Here is a 15,574-nt window from a genome sequence, read left to right on the forward strand (position 1 = left end):
TCAGGAGGACCCATGGAAGCCACCACCCAGCATCCGCACCGTGAACATGTTGACCTGCTCGTCATCGGCTGGGGCAAGGGCGGCAAGACCCTCGCCGGTGCGGTCGGCCGGTCCGGTCGGCGCGTCGCGCTCGTCGAGCAGGACGCCGAGATGGTGGGCGGCACCTGCATCAACGTCGCCTGCGTGCCCACCAAGGCTCTGGTGCACGACGCCGGCGCGCGCCGGCCGGAGGACGACCCGGCCTCCTGGTTCTCCCAGGCGGTGCAACGGCGGGACACGCTGACGGCCGCCCTGCGAGCCAAGAACCACTCGATGCTGGACACCGTGGACTCGGTGCTGCTGGTGTCCGGGCACGCGGTTTTCACCGGCCCGCGGGAGGTCACGGTGGACCAGGGTGGTGACACCCTGGTGCTGACGGCGGACACCGTCGTCATCAACACCGGCTCCGTGCCCACCATCCCGGCGATCCCGGGGTTGGAGGACCTCGACAACCTCGGGGACGCCGTCCAGCGTGGCGGGGCCCTCCACGATTCGACCACCCTGCAGCACGTCGACCCGCTCCCCCGGCGGCTGGTCGTGGTCGGTGGCGGCTATGTGGGCCTGGAGTTCGCCTCCATGTTCGCCCACTTCGGTTCCGAGGTCACCGTCCTGGACCGGGGTGCCCGCCCGCTGAAGCACGAGGACGAGGAGGTGGCAGGCACCGCCGTCGCGATCCTGGAGGAGGACGGGGTGAGCTTCAGGTCCGGTGCCTCGGTCACCGCGATCGACCCTGGACCGTCCGGCCCCGCCGACGAGCGCGAAGCGGCAGGGGCCACCGTCACCTTCGAGGTGGACGGCGAGGAGCAAACCGTCGGGGCGGACGCGGTGCTGCTGGCCCTCGGCCGCACCCCGGCGACCGCGGGGCTGGGACTGGACGTGGCCGGCGTCGTGACGGATGAGCAGGGGTTCGTGCAGGTGGACGAGTACCTGCGGACCTCGGCCGAGGGGGTGTTCGCGATCGGCGACGTCACGGGCGGGCAGATGTTCACCTACACCTCCCTGGATGACTACCGGATCGTGGCGGATCAGCTGTCCGGCAGCTGTCAACGCTCGTTGGATGACCGGGTGGCCGTGCCGTACACGATGTTCCTCACCCCGCCTCTGGCGCGCGTGGGGATGAGCCTGACCGAAGCGAAGACCTGGGCGGCGCAGAACGGGCGGCACCTGAGTGTGGCGTCGAAGAAGGTCGCGGACATCGCGGCGATGCCCCGCCCGAAGATCGAGGGTGACCCGCGTGGGCTGATCTCCGTGGTCGTGGACACCGCCTCTGATCTCCTCCTCGGGGCATCCCTGCAGCACGTCCACGCCGAGGAGGTCATCAACCTGGTGGCCCTGGCCATGCGCCACGGGGTCACCGCCACCGAGCTGCGGGACTCGATCTACACCCACCCCTCCGCCACGGAGGCCCTCAACGAAGTGCTCGGCGGGCTGGAACCGCTGGACTGATCTGAACTGACAACTGAGTCTCACGAATTGCCCCAGACATCACAGGTTCGGGGGCAATTCGTGAGACTCAGTGGTGATCTGGAAGCGCGGTGTTCCGGGAGGACCCCGAGTCATCCCTGAGGATGACCCTGATTGACCACGGAACGGGCCCGTCGGTGGATCCGTGGCGGCGGTGAAACCGGTTGAGTAGGTGTCATGGATACCAGTACGGACGTCATCGCCTCCACCACTCCCGCTTCCCCGGACACCCCCTCAACCGCCATCTCCGCCCGTGGCCTCGTCAAGACCTACGGCAAGGGCGAAGCCGTCGTCCACGCCCTCGCCGGCGTGGACGTGGACTTCGCCGAGGGCCGCTTCACCGCCATCATGGGTCCCTCCGGCTCCGGCAAGTCCACCCTCATGCACTGCCTGGCCGGGCTGGACACCGCGGACTCCGGCTCCATCGTGCTCGGCGGCCAGGAGATCACCGGCCTGAACGACACCGAGCTGACCCGCCTGCGCCGCGACCGCATCGGCTTCGTCTTCCAAGCCTTCAATCTGGTCCCCACCCTGACGGCCGAGCAGAACATCGTGCTGCCCCTGGACCTGGCCGGCAAGCCGGTAGACCGGGCCTGGATGGCCGACGTCGTGGGGATCCTCGGGCTGACGGACCGCCTCAAGCACAAGCCCCACCAGCTCTCCGGCGGCCAGCAGCAGCGCGTGGCCGTGGCCCGGGCCCTGCTGACCCGCCCGGACGTGGTGTTCGGTGACGAGCCGACCGGCAACCTCGACTCCGCCACCGGTGCCGAGGTGCTCTCCCTACTGCGCCGCTCCTCCCGGGAGATGGGCCAGACCATCATCATGGTCACCCACGATCCGGCCGCCGCCGCCTACGCCGACCGCGTGGTCCTGCTGGCGGACGGCCAGCTCGCCGGCGAGATCACGGACCCGACCCCGGACAACGTGCTGGCCTCCCTCGCGAAACTGAACATGGCAGGGGGCGCCTGAGCCATGCTGAAGCTCGCCCTGTCCCAACTGAGGGACCAGCCACGCCGCTATATCTCGGTGCTGCTGGCCATCACCATTGGCGTGACGTTCCTGGCGTCCGCCCTGCTCGTGGGCTCCTCCTCCACGGCCAGCCTGCGCAACTCCATCGGCGCCACCTATTCCAAGGCCGACCTGGTGGTCGGCCCGTCCTCCGGCTCCGGCGACAGGTTCGGTGCCATGACCTCCATGGCCGAGGTGGCGGGGACCTCCGCCGAGCCCGGCCCCCTGCAGGACGTGGAGGGGGTGAAGGATGCCTACGCCCACGTGGTCTCCTCCGTGGGCGTCCAGCGTCCCTCCGACGCCGAGGGCCAGGGCACCTGGAGCCCCGACTCCGACTTCGCCATGGCCTCCACCGTCCCCGAGGACACCTCTCTGGTGGCCGAGCAGCTCACGGCCGGCGAGTATCCTGCCGGCGGCTCCACCACGGAGATCACCCTGGATGAGCGCACCGCCGAGAACTTCGGGCTCGACGTCGGCTCCACCACCTTCCTGATGTCCGGCATGTCCGCTGACGCGGCCGGCCGCAAGGTCACCGTGTCCGGGCTGACGGAGGTCTCCCAGGATCCCGCGGCGATCGGCGCGATCCAGCTGAAGATGGACGGCGCCCTCGCCGAGGCCCTGAAGCTCGACGCCGTCCAGGCGATGGCCCCCGAGGCCGGTGCCACCGGCGAGGGGGCGGTCGACCCGGAGGAGATCCTCGGCCAGGACTACGCCGAGTACGTCCTGATCAGCCTCAAGGACGGGGCCGATCAGGCCGCCGTCCAGGCCGCGCTGCAGGAGTTCGCCGAGACCGAGGGGATGTCGGTCACGGTGGCCACCCCGGACGTGCAGGCCCAGGAACAGGTCGCTCAGATGACCGGCTCCAACGTCTTCGTGTGGGTGCTCGGTGCCTTCGCCGTGATCGCCCTGCTCGTGACCGCGCTGGTCATCTCCAACACCTTCTCCGTGCTGGTGGCCCAGCGGTCCCGCGACCTGGCGCTGCAACGGGCCTTGGGCGCCTCCCGCCGGCAGGTGCGCGGATCCGTGCTGGTCGAGGCCGGCGTCATCGGCATCCTCGGTGCGATCATCGGTTCGGCCCTGGCCAGCGGCATCGTGGCGGCCCTCGTCCTCTGGGGCTCCACCAACGAGGGCTTCGCGTTCCTGACCTTCGAGGCCAACCCCCGTGACCTCCTCGCCTGTGTGGCCGTGGGCATGGTCATGACGGTCTTCGCCTCGATGTCCGCCGCCCTGGCGGCAACGCGCGTCTCCCCGCTGGAGGCCATGCGTCCGCGCGAGGACGCCGCCGTGGGCAACCGGGCCGGTGTGCTGCGCCTGGTCTTCGGCTCCCTGTTCCTGGCGGTCGGCGCAGCCGGGCTGGTCTGGGGCGCAGCGGAGGCCAACCTCGCGATCGCCGTGGCCGGCGGCGCGCTATCCTTCGTGGGCGTGCTCATGCTCGCCGTGCTGTTCGTGCCCGCGGTCGTCTCCGTGGCCGGACTGGCGGCTCGCCCGGCCGGGGTGCCCGGCCGGATGGCCCGCCTCAACGCCACGCGCAACCCGGGCCGGACCGCCTCCACGGCCGCGGCCCTGCTGATCGGCACCACCCTGGTGGCCATGATGCTCACGGGCGGGCGCACCGCCCAGCAGCAGATGGACACCATCTTCGCCACGGAGTTCCCCGTGGACCTGCAGGTGGAGCTCATACCGGGCAACGGCAACGAGTCTCCCATCGACGCCGCCGCGTCCGGTGACGGATCGCCGGCCGCGGTCCTGGACGCCGCCGAGGCCCAGACGGCCCGGGACAACGTGGCGCAGGTGGAGGGGATCGACGCCGCAGCGCTGCTGCTGCCGGCCGGTGTGACCGAGCCTGCGGCGGGCGACGGCGCGGCCTCGGGCGACGATTCCGACGCCGGCACACCCGTCTATGCCGCGGACGCCGCAGACCTGCGGTCCGTCGTCTCCGGCCTGCCGGAGGGTGAGGGCGCCGAACGGCTCGGCGAGCCAGGCACCATTCTGATGGCCAGCACCGTCGAAGCGGACACTGTTACCGTCACCGGCACCAGCGGGTCTCTCGAGCTCGAGGTCATCCAGAGCGCGTCCTCGGCCGTGCGGCCCGTGATTTCCCTCGAGGACGCGCGGTCGATCGGTCTGCCGGAGAACGCCGGCGCCAGTGCCGGGACGGGCACCGGGGACGGTGCCGCGGCGGGCAACGCTGCTGCCGCCGCCGTGGCCGCCACGGCACCGCAGCTCTGGCTGAACGCCTCGGACACCGTCACCATGGACGGCCTGCAGGAGCTGAACACCGGCATCGCCCAGGCGGCCGGAGTCTCCCAGGACAAGATCTCGGGGGACCTGAGCCTCCGGCTGCTGTTCTCCGTGGTGATCGACGGGATGCTCATGGTGGTCACGGCCCTGCTCGCCGTCTCGGTGCTGATCGCCCTGATCGGTGTGGCCAACACCCTGTCCCTGTCCGCCATCGAGCGCTCACGGGAGAACTCGCTGATGCGGGCCCTGGGTCTGACCCGGCGCGGGCTCCGCGGCATGCTGGCGCTGGAGGCCGTATTGATCTCAGGGGTGGCGGCACTGATCGGCTGCGCCCTGGGGACCGTCTACGGCGGCCTGGGTGCCCACACGGTCTTCGGGCCGATGGCAGCCGGGATCGGTCAGTCGATCGTCTGGCCGGTGGTCCCCTGGTGGGAGTTGGCCGTGATCGTGGCGGTGTCCGTGCTGGCCGGGCTGCTCGCCTCGGTGGCCCCCTCGCAGCGGGCGGCCAAGCTGGCCCCGGTGCAGGGGCTCGCCCTGGCCTGATCCGCGCCGCAGCCCGTCGGCCCCTCTCGGCGCCCCGTGGGTAGGGAGGACACGCCGATAACGTCCCCGCGTTGTCGGCGTGTCCTCCCTACCAGACGTGTCTCCGTAGGCTGCTCCCCGGCTGAACCGGCGGGCTGCGCAGGATTGGAGTCGGCCCGGGGACCACACGGTCCTAGGGTCGGTTCCATGAACCAGACCAGTGCGGGCATCGGCTCGAACATCTATGTCAACCTGCCTGTCCAGGACGTGGCGGCGGCGAGGACGTTCTGGACCGCGGTGGGGGTGCGCATCTCGGAGGACTACTCCGATGAGAACGCCCTCTCGCTCTCCTTCAGCCAGCACGTCACCGTGATGCTGCTGCCCCGGGACTTCTACGCCCGCTTCCTCAACGGCAAGCCGGTGGCGGACACCCAGGCAGCCAACGGGGCGATCATCGCGCTGGACGCCGCGGCCCGGGAGAACGTGGACCCCTTCGTGGAAGCCGCCCTGGCCGCCGGGGCCACCGAGGTTCCGCCCAGTGACCCGAACCCCGCGCAGGAGATGGTGGATGCCGGCCTGATGTACGGACGCACGTTCACGGACCCGGACGGCCACCAGTGGGAGATCCTCTGGATGTCCTCGGAGATGCCGGCCGGCTGAACCCCGGCCCGCCCCCGCCAGGGTCCGGAGCACATGACATGCTGACAGCAACCGTGGCCCGCCACCACACTAGGTCCGTGAAAGACCAGCACGGAGAGCTCGAGGCCGCGGCACAGCGGGCCGCCCGGTTCATTGCCGCCCATGCCACCGAGCCCATCACGGTCGCGGACATGGCCGATGCCGCCGGTTACAGCCAGTTCCACTTCACCCGGATGTTTGCCCAGCAGCTGCGCGTCACCCCCAACCGCTTCCTCGCCGGAGTGCGGTTCCACCGGGCCAAGGAGCTACTCCTGACGGAGGACCATTCCGTGGTGGACGTCTGCCACGAGGTGGGATTCTCCTCCCCCGGTACGTTCACGCGCCGCTTCCGTGACGCGGTGGGCGTGGCGCCCTCGGAACTGCGCCGCCTGGCGGACGCCCTGGCCACCACCACGCTGTCCCCGTTCACGGTCCTCCCACCCGGCGTCACGGAGGCCGACCTGGCCCGGGGGGTCCCCAACCCCGCCACCGGCCAGCTCGGGACCGTTCACGGCACCGTCCGCCTGCCACCCCACCTGCGCGGTGGTCACGGCCTGGATGCGCTGGTCTGGATCGGCTTCTACCCGGCACCCTCCCCGGCCGGCCTGCCGGTGACCGGCGTCCTCCGCCTCGGCGAGGGCTCGTTCCGGTTGCCCCTGGTCGTCTCCGCACCGTGGCTGCTGGCGACGGCCGTGCCGGCCACCGCGGAACCGGTGGAGCACCTGGCCAACCCGCGCCCCGCCGTAGGCATCCATCCCCAGCCGCTCACGGCGCCCGCCACCGTCGCGTTGAGCCTGAACGTCGCGGCTCCGTGGCAGTTCCCCATGCTCAGTGCACTGCCGTCGATGGTGCCTCGGTACCGATCACCGGCCTGAACCCTTCGAGCCCGACGAGGCCAACCGACCTCGCCACCCTGCACCGACCCCAGGAGTCCGTCATGACCGAGAACACCAGCCCCGCCGCCAGGACCTCTCACTCCGGCTTCACCTCCGGATCTCCCGTCTGGGTGGACCTGGGCGTCCCGGACCTCGCCGCCGTCCAGGGCTTCTACCAGTCCCTGTTCGGCTGGGAGTTCGAGGACATGGGCCCGGACTTCGGGAACTATCACATGATCACCCACCACGGCGACGCGGTGGGAGGCGCCATGTCCCAGATGGAGTCCGAGGCCGGGCAGCCGGCCGCGTGGACCGTCTACCTCAAGAGCGATGACATCGAGAGGTCCCTGACGGACACCGCCGCGGCGGGCGGCAACGTGATCGTCCCCGCCATGCCGATGCCCGGACTCGGGTCGATGGGCGTGGTGGTCACGCCCGGCGGGGAGTGCATGGGTATCTGGCAGGCGGACGGTTTCGAGGGCTTCGTCCTGGACGGCACCGTCGGTGCCCCGGTCTGGTTCGAGGTCATGAGCTTCGACTATGACGCCGATGCCGAGTACTACCGCACCGTCTGGGGATGGGAGCCGACCCTGCTGGGAGACGACGGCCAGGAGGTCGGCGAGGGCACGGAGGCCGGCGCCAGCCCGAACGGGCAGTCAGACGCGGGCGGCGACGCCGGGACTGCCGGCGGCGGTGCTGAGGGCGGGCGCTACGCCAACAACCACCCGGGTGAGGCCGCGACCGCCGGACTGTGCGATGCCCCGCGCGACTGGTTCCCCGAGGGCACCGACTCCTACTGGCGCCCGTACTTCATCGTCGAGAACGCCGATGCCGCCGCGGACCTGGTCCGGGCCCAGGGCGGGACCGTGGTGGACGGCCCGATGGACACCCCCTTCGGCCGCCTGGCCACCGTGGCCGATCCGGCCGGAGCCACGTTCCAGATCTCGGAGCTGCCGGCCGGATAGCGGACTCAGGGGTGCGGCAGCGCGTCCGGCGCGGCCTCGGCAATCCTCCGCAGCCGTTCGGTGTACCCGGACCACCAGTCCGCCGAGGCGCCGTCTCCCTCGCCGGGGAGGTTGGAGTTGCCGGGGGCCAGGCCGGCGGCACCGTCCAGCAGTTCCCGCACGATGTCCACGTGCCCCAGGTGACGCTGGTACTCGGCCACCATGTGCACCAGCAGCCGGCCGAGCGTCACCGTCCCGTTCCTCCACCACGGCACGGTCCCGACGGCGGCCAGGTCCAGCCCGGTGATCGCCGCATCAGACGCTGTGGCGCAGCGGTCCGCCAGCGCGAAGACCCACTCCACCGATTCCTCGGCCGTGGCGTACATATCCGCGTTGGGCTCGGCGCCGTCCTCGAACCAGGGCATCTCGATTCCCGAGGGCCGGCCGAAGCAACCGGTGAAGTACTCGACCTCCACGGAGGAGACGTGCTTGAAGACTCCCAGCAGGTTCGTGCCGGTGGGGGTCACGGGGGTGCGGAGCTGGCGCTCGGTGAGCCCTTCGAGCTTCCAGCGCAGGTCCCTGCGTGAGTTCCTCAGGTACCAGTGCAGGACAGCCTTCACGCCGCCGTCCTCCTCGGCGCCGCTGGGCGGGCGGGCGGGAGCTGGGCGGGCGCCGATCGGGCTGGCGGGGAGTTCACTGGGCATGCCGGCCATGGTGGCATCCCCACGGGGCCGGCCGCCATCCTCGGTGGGCGTTGCGTGAGGTGTGCGCCAGGCCGGCATGACGCCGGATGAATCCGCCCGGGGCGGCTCGCCTACGATTGATGTGTCAATCTCGAGTGAAGGTGCATGTCCCTATGGCCGATACCCGGCTGTCCCCCGTTTCCCGCCGTCGCGGAGTCCGCCTGGCCACCGGCGCGGCGGCGCTCACGCTCCTGCTCGCGGCCTGCAGCGGCGGTGAGAGCGGCTCCGGAAACGGTGATGCCGGTGCGGGAGAGCCCGTGGAGGGCGGCACCCTCATCTACGCCACCGGGGACGCCGAACCGACCTGCCTGGACCCGCACGTGGGCGGCAACTACCCGCAGGCGCTGCTGAGCACCCAGTACCTCGAGCCGCTCGTCGGGCGGGACGCGGAGGGGCAGATCCAGCCCTGGCTGGCCACGGACTGGGAGGTCAGCGAGGACGGCCTCACGTGGGACCTGACCCTGGCGGAGGACATCACCTTCACCGACGGCACGCCGCTGGACGCCGAAGCCGTGAAGGCAAACATCGAGCATCTGCAGGACCCGGACACCGCCTCCTCCACCGGTTTCCTCGCCGTGCAGAAGATCGACGAGGTCGAGCCGGTGGACGCCACCCACGTGCGCTTCCACCTCAGCGAGCCCGACTCGGCGCTGCTGGAGTCGCTGAGCATGCAGTGGACCGCCATGCAGTCCCCCGCCGGGATCGAGCGGGGCATGGAGGAGAACTGTGCGGCCCCGATCGGCACCGGCCCCTTCACCGTGAGCGAGTGGGTCCCCCAGCAGCACGTGATCCTCGAGCGCAATGAGGAGTACACCTCCCACGGGCCGGAGGCGGAGCACGACGGCGCCGCGCACCTCGAGCGCATCGAGTGGCGGTTCCTGCCGGACCCGGCCACCCGCTGGGCGGCCCTGCAGTCCGGTGAGGTCCACGTCATCGACAACCCCGAGCCGGAGGCGATCGTGGCCTCCGAGAACGGCGCGGCCGGCGACCAGGTCAGCCACCTGGACGCGCCCCGGCCCGGCTCCGTGAACCGGATCGAGCTCAACTCCGGGCAGGCCCCGTTCGACGACGAGCGGGTGCGCGAGGCGTTCGTCCGCTCAGCGGACGTGGACCCGGGTATCGAGTCGCTCTACCAGGGCGTGGCCACCCGGTCCCACTCGCCGCTGTCCAGCGCCGAGCCGATGGCCTACAGCGACCCCTCCCTCTTCGGCACCGACACGGAGGCCGCAAAGCGGCTCCTGGACGAGGCCGGCTGGGACGAGACCGACGCCGAGGGCTACCGCGTCAAGGACGGCGAGCGCCTGACCGTGCGCTTCCCGGTGAGCACCAACCAGTCGGTGGCCGCCGAGCAGGCGCTGTTCGAGCAGATCCAGGCCAACACCCGCGAGGTGGGCTTCGAGGTCATCCTCACGCCGCTCGACCTGTCCGCCTGGTACGGCGCCCTGGCCGCGCCCGAGGACGGCGGCGAGAACCAGTATGAGGCCGTCAGCGCCCCGTACACCAAGGTCGGCCCGGACGTGCTGCGGACCCTCTACCACTCCGCCGGTACCGAACCCGCACCGTCCGGCTACTTCGCCAACCTCTCCCAGGTCACGGATGAGGAGCTGGACGCCACGCTGGAGGAGGCCGCCCGGATCACCGACCCGGACCAGCGCGCTGCGCTGTACGAGGAGGCGCAGCGGACGGTGCTGGAGGGCTACTACATCCTGCCGCTGTACGACCAGCAGAACCACTTCCTCACCCGCGGGGTGACCGGCGTGACGACCCTCGGCACGGTGGCCACGCCCACCTTCATCAACGCCCAGCTCACACAGCCGTGATCCCGTGAGGCGGGGCCGGACGGACACGGCATGAGGGCCGTGCTGCGCTGGCTACTCGGCCGCCTGGCCGCGGCGGCCCTGGTGGCCTGGGTGGTCGCCACCGTGGTGTTCTTCGCCCTGCGAGCCGCTGGCGGGGACCCCTCGGAGGCGATCCTCGGAGGCCCCGGCTCCCAGGCGAGCGAGGAGTCGATGGCCCGGGTGCGGCAGGAGTACTCCCTCGACGAGCCGCTCATCGTGCAGTACCTGCTGCAGCTGGCCCGGACCGTCACGTTCCAGCTCGGCGACTCCTACGCGCGGCGTCTGCCCGTCTCCGAGCTCATCGGGGACCAGCTGCCCGGGACCCTCGCCCTAGCCGGCCTCGGTCTCGTGCTCGCCTGGGCGCTCGCGCTGGCGGTCGCCACCCTGGCGGTTAGCGCCCGCGGGCCGATCGCCCGCCGCGCGGTGGGCCTGCTGCGCGGGGGCGAGGTGGTGGCCTCCGTCATGCCGCACTTCTGGCTGGGCGCCGTGCTGATCGCGGTCTTCGCGGGCGGGCTGGGCTGGCTGCCGGCCACGAGCAGCGACAACTCCCTGCGCTCACTCCTCCTGCCCGCCGTGACGCTGGCCGTCCCGGTGGCCGGATTCCTCGGGCAGGTCATGCGGGACGGCCTGGAGGAGGCGCACGCCGCGCCCTTCGCGACGACGGCCCGCACCCGGGGTGCCTCGGAGCGGCGGGTGCTGTGGGCCCACTCGCTGCGCCATGCCGCACTGCCGGCGATCGCGCTGTCCGGATGGGCCTTCGGCTCGCTGCTCTCCGGGGCCGTCGTGGTGGAGACCCTGTTCGGCCGGCCGGGCCTGGGCCGCCTGCTGATCGACGCCACGCATGCCCGGGACGTGCCGCTGGTGATCGGCGTGGTGCTCGTCATCGCCCTGGGCTACGTGGTGGTCATGTCCGTGGCCGACCTGCTCGAGCGGGTGGTCGACCCCCGGCTGCGGGGCCGGGTCGAGGCCGTGCGGACGGCACCCGAGGGCGAGGTGGTCTCGTGAGCGGGCAGCAAACGGCCAGCCGGTCGCAGGGCCGGGCCGCCGCCGTGGGTGGGTGGGCAAGACGCTGGGCCGCGAACCTGGGGCCGGGCGGGATGGTGAGCGCCGGCGTCGTGCTCCTGGTGGTGCTCGCCGCCCTGGTCCCGGGCCTCTTCGCCCCCGGTGACCCCACGGCGGTCGCACCGGCGCAGGCCTATCAGCCGCCGGGGCCGGGAGCGGTCTTCGGCACGGACGCCTCCGGGCGGGACGTCTACACGCGCGTGGTGCACGGGGCGGGCCAGTCGCTGGGCGTCGGGGCGGCCGCCACGGCGATCGGGCTGGGTCTCGGGCTGCTGCTCGGCTTCGGCGCCGCCCTCGGCCCACGCTGGCTCGACGGTGCGCTCAGCCGGGTCATCGAGGTGCTCTTCGCGCTGCCCAGCCTCGTGCTCGCCCTGCTGCTGGTCTCGGTGCTCGGCGCCGGAGTGGGCCCCTCGGTGCTCGCCGTGGGCCTGGCCACCGCCCCCGGCTACGCCCGCATCCTGCGCGCCCGCGCCCAGTCCGTGGTGCACAGTCCCTACGTCACCGCTGCCCGGCTGGAGGGGGTGTCCGCGCCCGAAGCGTTCTTCCTCCACGTGGTGCCGAACACCCTGTGGCCGCTGATCGCCGTGGGGACCTTGGGGATCGGGCAGGCGATCGTGTGGGTCTCCGCCCTGAGCTACCTGGGTCTCGGCGCGCTACCGCCCTCCCCGGAGTGGGGGGCCATGCTCAACGCCGGCCGGCTGCACATCACCAGCTCTTGGTGGCTCACCGTGGCGCCGGGGCTGGCGATCACGGCGGCCGCCGCCGCGCTGACGATGCTCGGCCGGCGGCTCAGCGCGGTGGAGCCGGCATGAGGGGCGCAGGCGTGACCCCGGTCCTCGACGTCGCCGGACTCACCGTCTCCTTCCCGGGCGTCGGGGAGGTGCTGCGGGACGTGGACCTGTGGCTGGAGCCCGGGCGCTGCCTGGCCGTGGTCGGCGGGTCCGGGGCCGGCAAGTCCGTGCTGGCGCGCAGCCTCGTCGGGCTCGCCGGGGAGGGCGGAGCGCCGGCCAGGGTCTCTACCGAGCGGTTCACGGTGGCCGGGCAGGACGTCACGGGGGCGGACGCCCGGCACTGGCGGAAACTGCGCGGCGCCGAGGTGGGCTTCGTGCTGCAGGACGCCCTGCAGTCGCTCGACCCGCTGCGCACCGTGGGCGCCGAGGTGGGCGAGTCGCTGCAGCTGCGCGGGACCCGCCGGCCGGAACGCCGCCGCCGGGTGCTGCAGGCCCTGGCCCACGCCGGCCTGGACGAGCCGGAGACGAGGGCCGCCCAGCGCTCCGGGGAGCTGTCCGGCGGGATGCGGCAGCGCGCGCTCATCGCCTCGGCGATCGTCTCCGAGCCGCAGCTGCTGGTCGCCGACGAGCCGACCACCGCCCTGGATGCCACGGTGGCCCGGGGCGTGCTCGAGCTGCTCGGGCGGCTGCGGGACGAGGGGACGGCCGTGCTGCTCGTGACCCACGACCTCGGCGCGGTGGCGCGGCTGGCCGACGACGTGGTGGTGCTGGACGGCGGCCGCGTGGTCGAGTCCGGCAGTGCCGGGCAGGTGCTGCGCCGGCCGGCTCACCCCGTCACCCGGGCCCTCGTGGCCGCCGTCCCGCGGGGCCCTGGGCAGCGGCCACCGGTCCCGGAGCAGGCCCCGGAGGTGCTGCGCGCCACGGGGCTGCGCCGGCGCTACCGGCTGCCCGGCGGCGGCACAGTGGAGGCACTCGACGGCGTGGACCTGACCGTGCGCCGCGGCCAGGCGCTCGGGGTGGTCGGGGAGTCCGGCAGCGGGAAGTCCACGCTGGCGCGGATCCTCGTGGCCGCCGAACGGGCGGACGCCGGCCGTGTGGAGCTGGCCGGCGAGCCGTGGAGCGAGCTGCCCGAACGGCACCGCCGGCCCCGGCGCCACCTGGTCCGGCTGGTCCCCCAGGACCCGCTGGGCTCCTTCGACCCGCGCTGGGACGGTGGGAGAATCCTGCGCACGGCGCTGCGCCTGTCCGGCAGCGCGCGCACGCCTACGGAGCTGCTGGAACTGGTCCGGCTGCCGGCCTCCGTCCTGCACCGCAGCCCCCGTTCGCTCTCCGGCGGTCAGCGGCAGCGGCTGGCGATCGCCCGGGCCCTGGCCGCCGAGCCCGCCGTGCTCGTGCTGGACGAGCCGGTCTCCGCCCTGGACGTCACGGTGCAGGCCTCGATCCTGGAGACGCTGGCCGACTTGCAGGACCGCACCGGCGCAGCACTGGTGCTGATCTCCCATGATCTCGCGGTCATCCGCCAGGTCTGTGACACGGTCGCCGTCATGCACAGCGGGCGGGTCGTGGAGCACGGACCCGTGGAACAGGTCTGGGCCCAGCCGAGCGCCCCGTTCACCCGCGCACTGCTGGAGGCACGGCCACCCCTGCCGTGAGACAGGCCGACGCCCCCGAGTCGGTAGACTCAGGGGCCGTCCGCCGTCGTACGGCCCGCAGCCACCCCGGAGGTCCACCGCTCCATGTCCAGTGCCGATTCCCCTGCCAATCCCACCGCCGAACACCGAGTCGGCCACCCAACCGCGGATCCAACCGCAGCCCCGGCCGAGCGGCCGACGTCGTTGCTGGGCAACCTCGTCCGCGGGGCGTTGATCGGCACCGTGGAGACCGTTCCGGGCGTCTCCGGCGGCACCGTGGCGCTGGTGGTGGGCATCTACCACCAGATCATCGACTCCGCGGCGCACGTGATCTCCGCGGCCCGCCGGCTCATCACCGGGCCTGACCGCCGGGCTGGTGCCGCCGGTCACCTGCGCCTGGTGCACTGGAAGGTCGTCCTTCCCGTGGCCCTCGGCATGCTGGTCGCCGTGTTCACGGTGGCCGGCCCCATGGCGGATGCCATGGAGAACCACCCGGTGCTGATGCGCGCGCTGTTCTTCGGCATGGTGCTGGCCTCCGTGGCCGTGCCGTTCCGGATGATGCTGCAGGGCCTGGCCACCGAGCGGTTCCGGCGCGTCGCGGTGGGCAGGGACCCCGGGGACGTCCGCCTGCGGCCAGTCCACCTGATCGGCGGGCTGGCCGCCGCCGCGGCCACCTTCCTGCTGGTCTCCCTGCCGCCGGCCTCGGTCGAGGCGCACCCGCTGGTGCTGGTGCCCGCGGCCATGGTGGCCGTCTCCGCCCTCGTGCTGCCGGGACTCTCCGGCTCATTTCTGCTGCTGACGTTCGGCCTCTACGAGCCCACGCTGCGCGCCGTGGACGAGCTCGACCTCGCCTACCTGGGCGTCTTCGCCCTCGGCATGGCGCTGGGCATGGTGGTGGTGGTGAAGCTGCTGAAGTGGTTGCTGGACCACCACCACACCATCACCCTGGCGATCCTGACCGGTGTCATGATCGGCGGGCTGCGGACCTTGTGGCCCTGGCAGGATGAGGCTCGGGGGCTCTTCACCCCCGGGGACGACGCCGGCCCGGCCACCCTATTGGCCTTGGCCGGTTTCGCGGTGGTCGCCCTCCTGCTGGTGGTGGACGCCCGGGTGCAGCGGCGGTTCCTGCGCGAGCACGACGCGCACACCGGCGCCGTGAGGGGCTGAGCCGGGGGCGACCGCCAGCTGCGTACAACCGCGGTCAGAACGGGCGGCTCAGAACCGGCTCAAAACGGGCGGCGACGCGCCAGATCCGGGAAGACTGCCCGCAGCAGCGGCGCGATGCCGTGGCCGGCCGGGGCCTCCGGGGCGGCCGGGTCCATCCAAACCAGTTCCTCGATCTCGGCGTTGGCCTCCGGGACCTCGTTACGGGCCAGCGGACGCAGGAGGACGAAGACCTCCGAGTGGAGCTGGTGCCCGTTCTCATTGGCGGCCGGGGTGTCCCAGGCACCGATGTGCTCCAGGTCCTCCGGGGGCACGGCCAGACTCGTCTCCTCCGCCAGCTCGCGGATCGCGGTGTCCAACGGGACCTCGTCGTCCTGGTGTTTGCCCCCGGGGAACATGAACATGGTGGTGCCGGCCTTGCGCACCGTCAGCACCTTGCCGTCCGGACGGTACAGGACCACCGCGGCAACCTCGATCGGCTGGGTGGCGCTGGATCCGTCCGGAACTGAGTTCTGCATCCCCCCATCTTCTCGCGGCCGCCGCGAAAAGGTTGAAAATGTCAGCGAGGGCGTGTTGTACCCGGCGGTAGGCGCTCCGGGACGGTGGCGCGGACAGGGCGGGACGAGCTCTGCCG

General features: G+C 72.2%; 13 protein-coding genes. 11 read left to right on the plus strand and 2 right to left on the minus strand.

Annotation, left to right across the window (positions count from 1 at the left end):
* Window positions 1–12 precede the first annotated feature (12 nt).
* The 6 genes from AB0333_RS13790 (at window position 13) to AB0333_RS13815 (ending at window position 7,792) form a co-directional block, all read left to right on the plus strand.
* Window positions 13–1,485: an FAD-dependent oxidoreductase gene (locus AB0333_RS13790; RefSeq protein ID WP_366219248.1), complete on the plus strand. Its 1,473-nt coding sequence runs from the start codon at window positions 13–15 to the stop codon at window positions 1,483–1,485.
* Between the two features lie 195 nt (window positions 1,486–1,680).
* Window positions 1,681–2,472 carry an ABC transporter ATP-binding protein gene (locus tag AB0333_RS13795; protein WP_366219249.1) on the plus strand — a complete coding sequence of 264 codons (792 nt, stop codon included), beginning with the start codon at window positions 1,681–1,683 and terminating at the stop codon, window positions 2,470–2,472.
* 3 nt (window positions 2,473–2,475) lie between these two features.
* Entirely contained in the window at window positions 2,476–5,295 is a 2,820-nt protein-coding gene (locus tag AB0333_RS13800; RefSeq protein ID WP_366219251.1) for an FtsX-like permease family protein, read from the plus strand.
* Between the two features lie 186 nt (window positions 5,296–5,481).
* Window positions 5,482–5,934: a VOC family protein gene (locus AB0333_RS13805; protein ID WP_366219252.1), complete on the plus strand. Its 453-nt coding sequence runs from the start codon at window positions 5,482–5,484 to the stop codon at window positions 5,932–5,934.
* Window positions 5,935–6,011: 77 nt separating this feature from the next.
* Window positions 6,012–6,827 carry an AraC family transcriptional regulator gene (locus AB0333_RS13810; RefSeq protein WP_366219253.1) on the plus strand — a complete coding sequence of 272 codons (816 nt, stop codon included), beginning with the start codon at window positions 6,012–6,014 and terminating at the stop codon, window positions 6,825–6,827.
* A gap of 62 nt (window positions 6,828–6,889) precedes the next feature.
* Window positions 6,890–7,792 (plus strand): VOC family protein, encoded by a 903-nt coding sequence (locus tag AB0333_RS13815; protein WP_366219254.1) that lies wholly within the window; start codon window positions 6,890–6,892, stop codon window positions 7,790–7,792.
* A gap of 5 nt (window positions 7,793–7,797) precedes the next feature.
* On the opposite strand, the gene AB0333_RS13820 is transcribed toward AB0333_RS13815, so the two are convergent.
* Window positions 7,798–8,475 (minus strand): DinB family protein, encoded by a 678-nt coding sequence (locus AB0333_RS13820; RefSeq protein ID WP_366219255.1) that lies wholly within the window; start codon window positions 8,473–8,475, stop codon window positions 7,798–7,800.
* 152 nt (window positions 8,476–8,627) lie between these two features.
* Here AB0333_RS13820 and AB0333_RS13825 point away from each other — a divergent pair, with 152 nt between their 5' ends.
* The 5 genes from AB0333_RS13825 to AB0333_RS13845 all read left to right on the plus strand — a co-directional run bounded on the left by AB0333_RS13825 (window position 8,628) and on the right by AB0333_RS13845 (window position 14,943).
* The gene (locus tag AB0333_RS13825; protein ID WP_366219257.1) at window positions 8,628–10,334 is read left to right on the plus strand and encodes an ABC transporter substrate-binding protein; all 1,707 of its coding nucleotides are present in this window, start codon (window positions 8,628–8,630) and stop codon (window positions 10,332–10,334) included.
* Between the two features lie 30 nt (window positions 10,335–10,364).
* Window positions 10,365–11,357 carry an ABC transporter permease gene (locus AB0333_RS13830; RefSeq protein ID WP_366219258.1) on the plus strand — a complete coding sequence of 331 codons (993 nt, stop codon included), beginning with the start codon at window positions 10,365–10,367 and terminating at the stop codon, window positions 11,355–11,357.
* A complete protein-coding gene (locus AB0333_RS13835) occupies window positions 11,354–12,226 on the plus strand; it encodes an ABC transporter permease (protein WP_366219259.1) in 873 nt (290 codons plus the stop codon). Before AB0333_RS13830 ends, AB0333_RS13835 begins: the two co-directional genes overlap by 4 nt.
* Complete coding sequence (locus AB0333_RS13840) at window positions 12,223–13,797, plus strand: ABC transporter ATP-binding protein (RefSeq protein ID WP_366219260.1); 1,575 nt, start codon at window positions 12,223–12,225, stop codon at window positions 13,795–13,797. The genes AB0333_RS13835 and AB0333_RS13840 overlap by 4 nt, the downstream gene beginning before the upstream one ends.
* An 84-nt stretch (window positions 13,798–13,881) precedes the next feature.
* Complete coding sequence (locus AB0333_RS13845; RefSeq protein ID WP_366219262.1) at window positions 13,882–14,943, plus strand: DUF368 domain-containing protein; 1,062 nt, start codon at window positions 13,882–13,884, stop codon at window positions 14,941–14,943.
* Between the two features lie 59 nt (window positions 14,944–15,002).
* On the opposite strand, the gene AB0333_RS13850 is transcribed toward AB0333_RS13845, so the two are convergent.
* Window positions 15,003–15,458 (minus strand): NUDIX domain-containing protein, encoded by a 456-nt coding sequence (locus tag AB0333_RS13850; RefSeq protein ID WP_366219263.1) that lies wholly within the window; start codon window positions 15,456–15,458, stop codon window positions 15,003–15,005.
* Window positions 15,459–15,574 lie beyond the last annotated feature (116 nt).

The organism is Citricoccus sp. NPDC079358 (genome assembly GCF_040702545.1).
In the GTDB taxonomy this organism is placed as follows: domain Bacteria; phylum Actinomycetota; class Actinomycetes; order Actinomycetales; family Micrococcaceae; genus Citricoccus.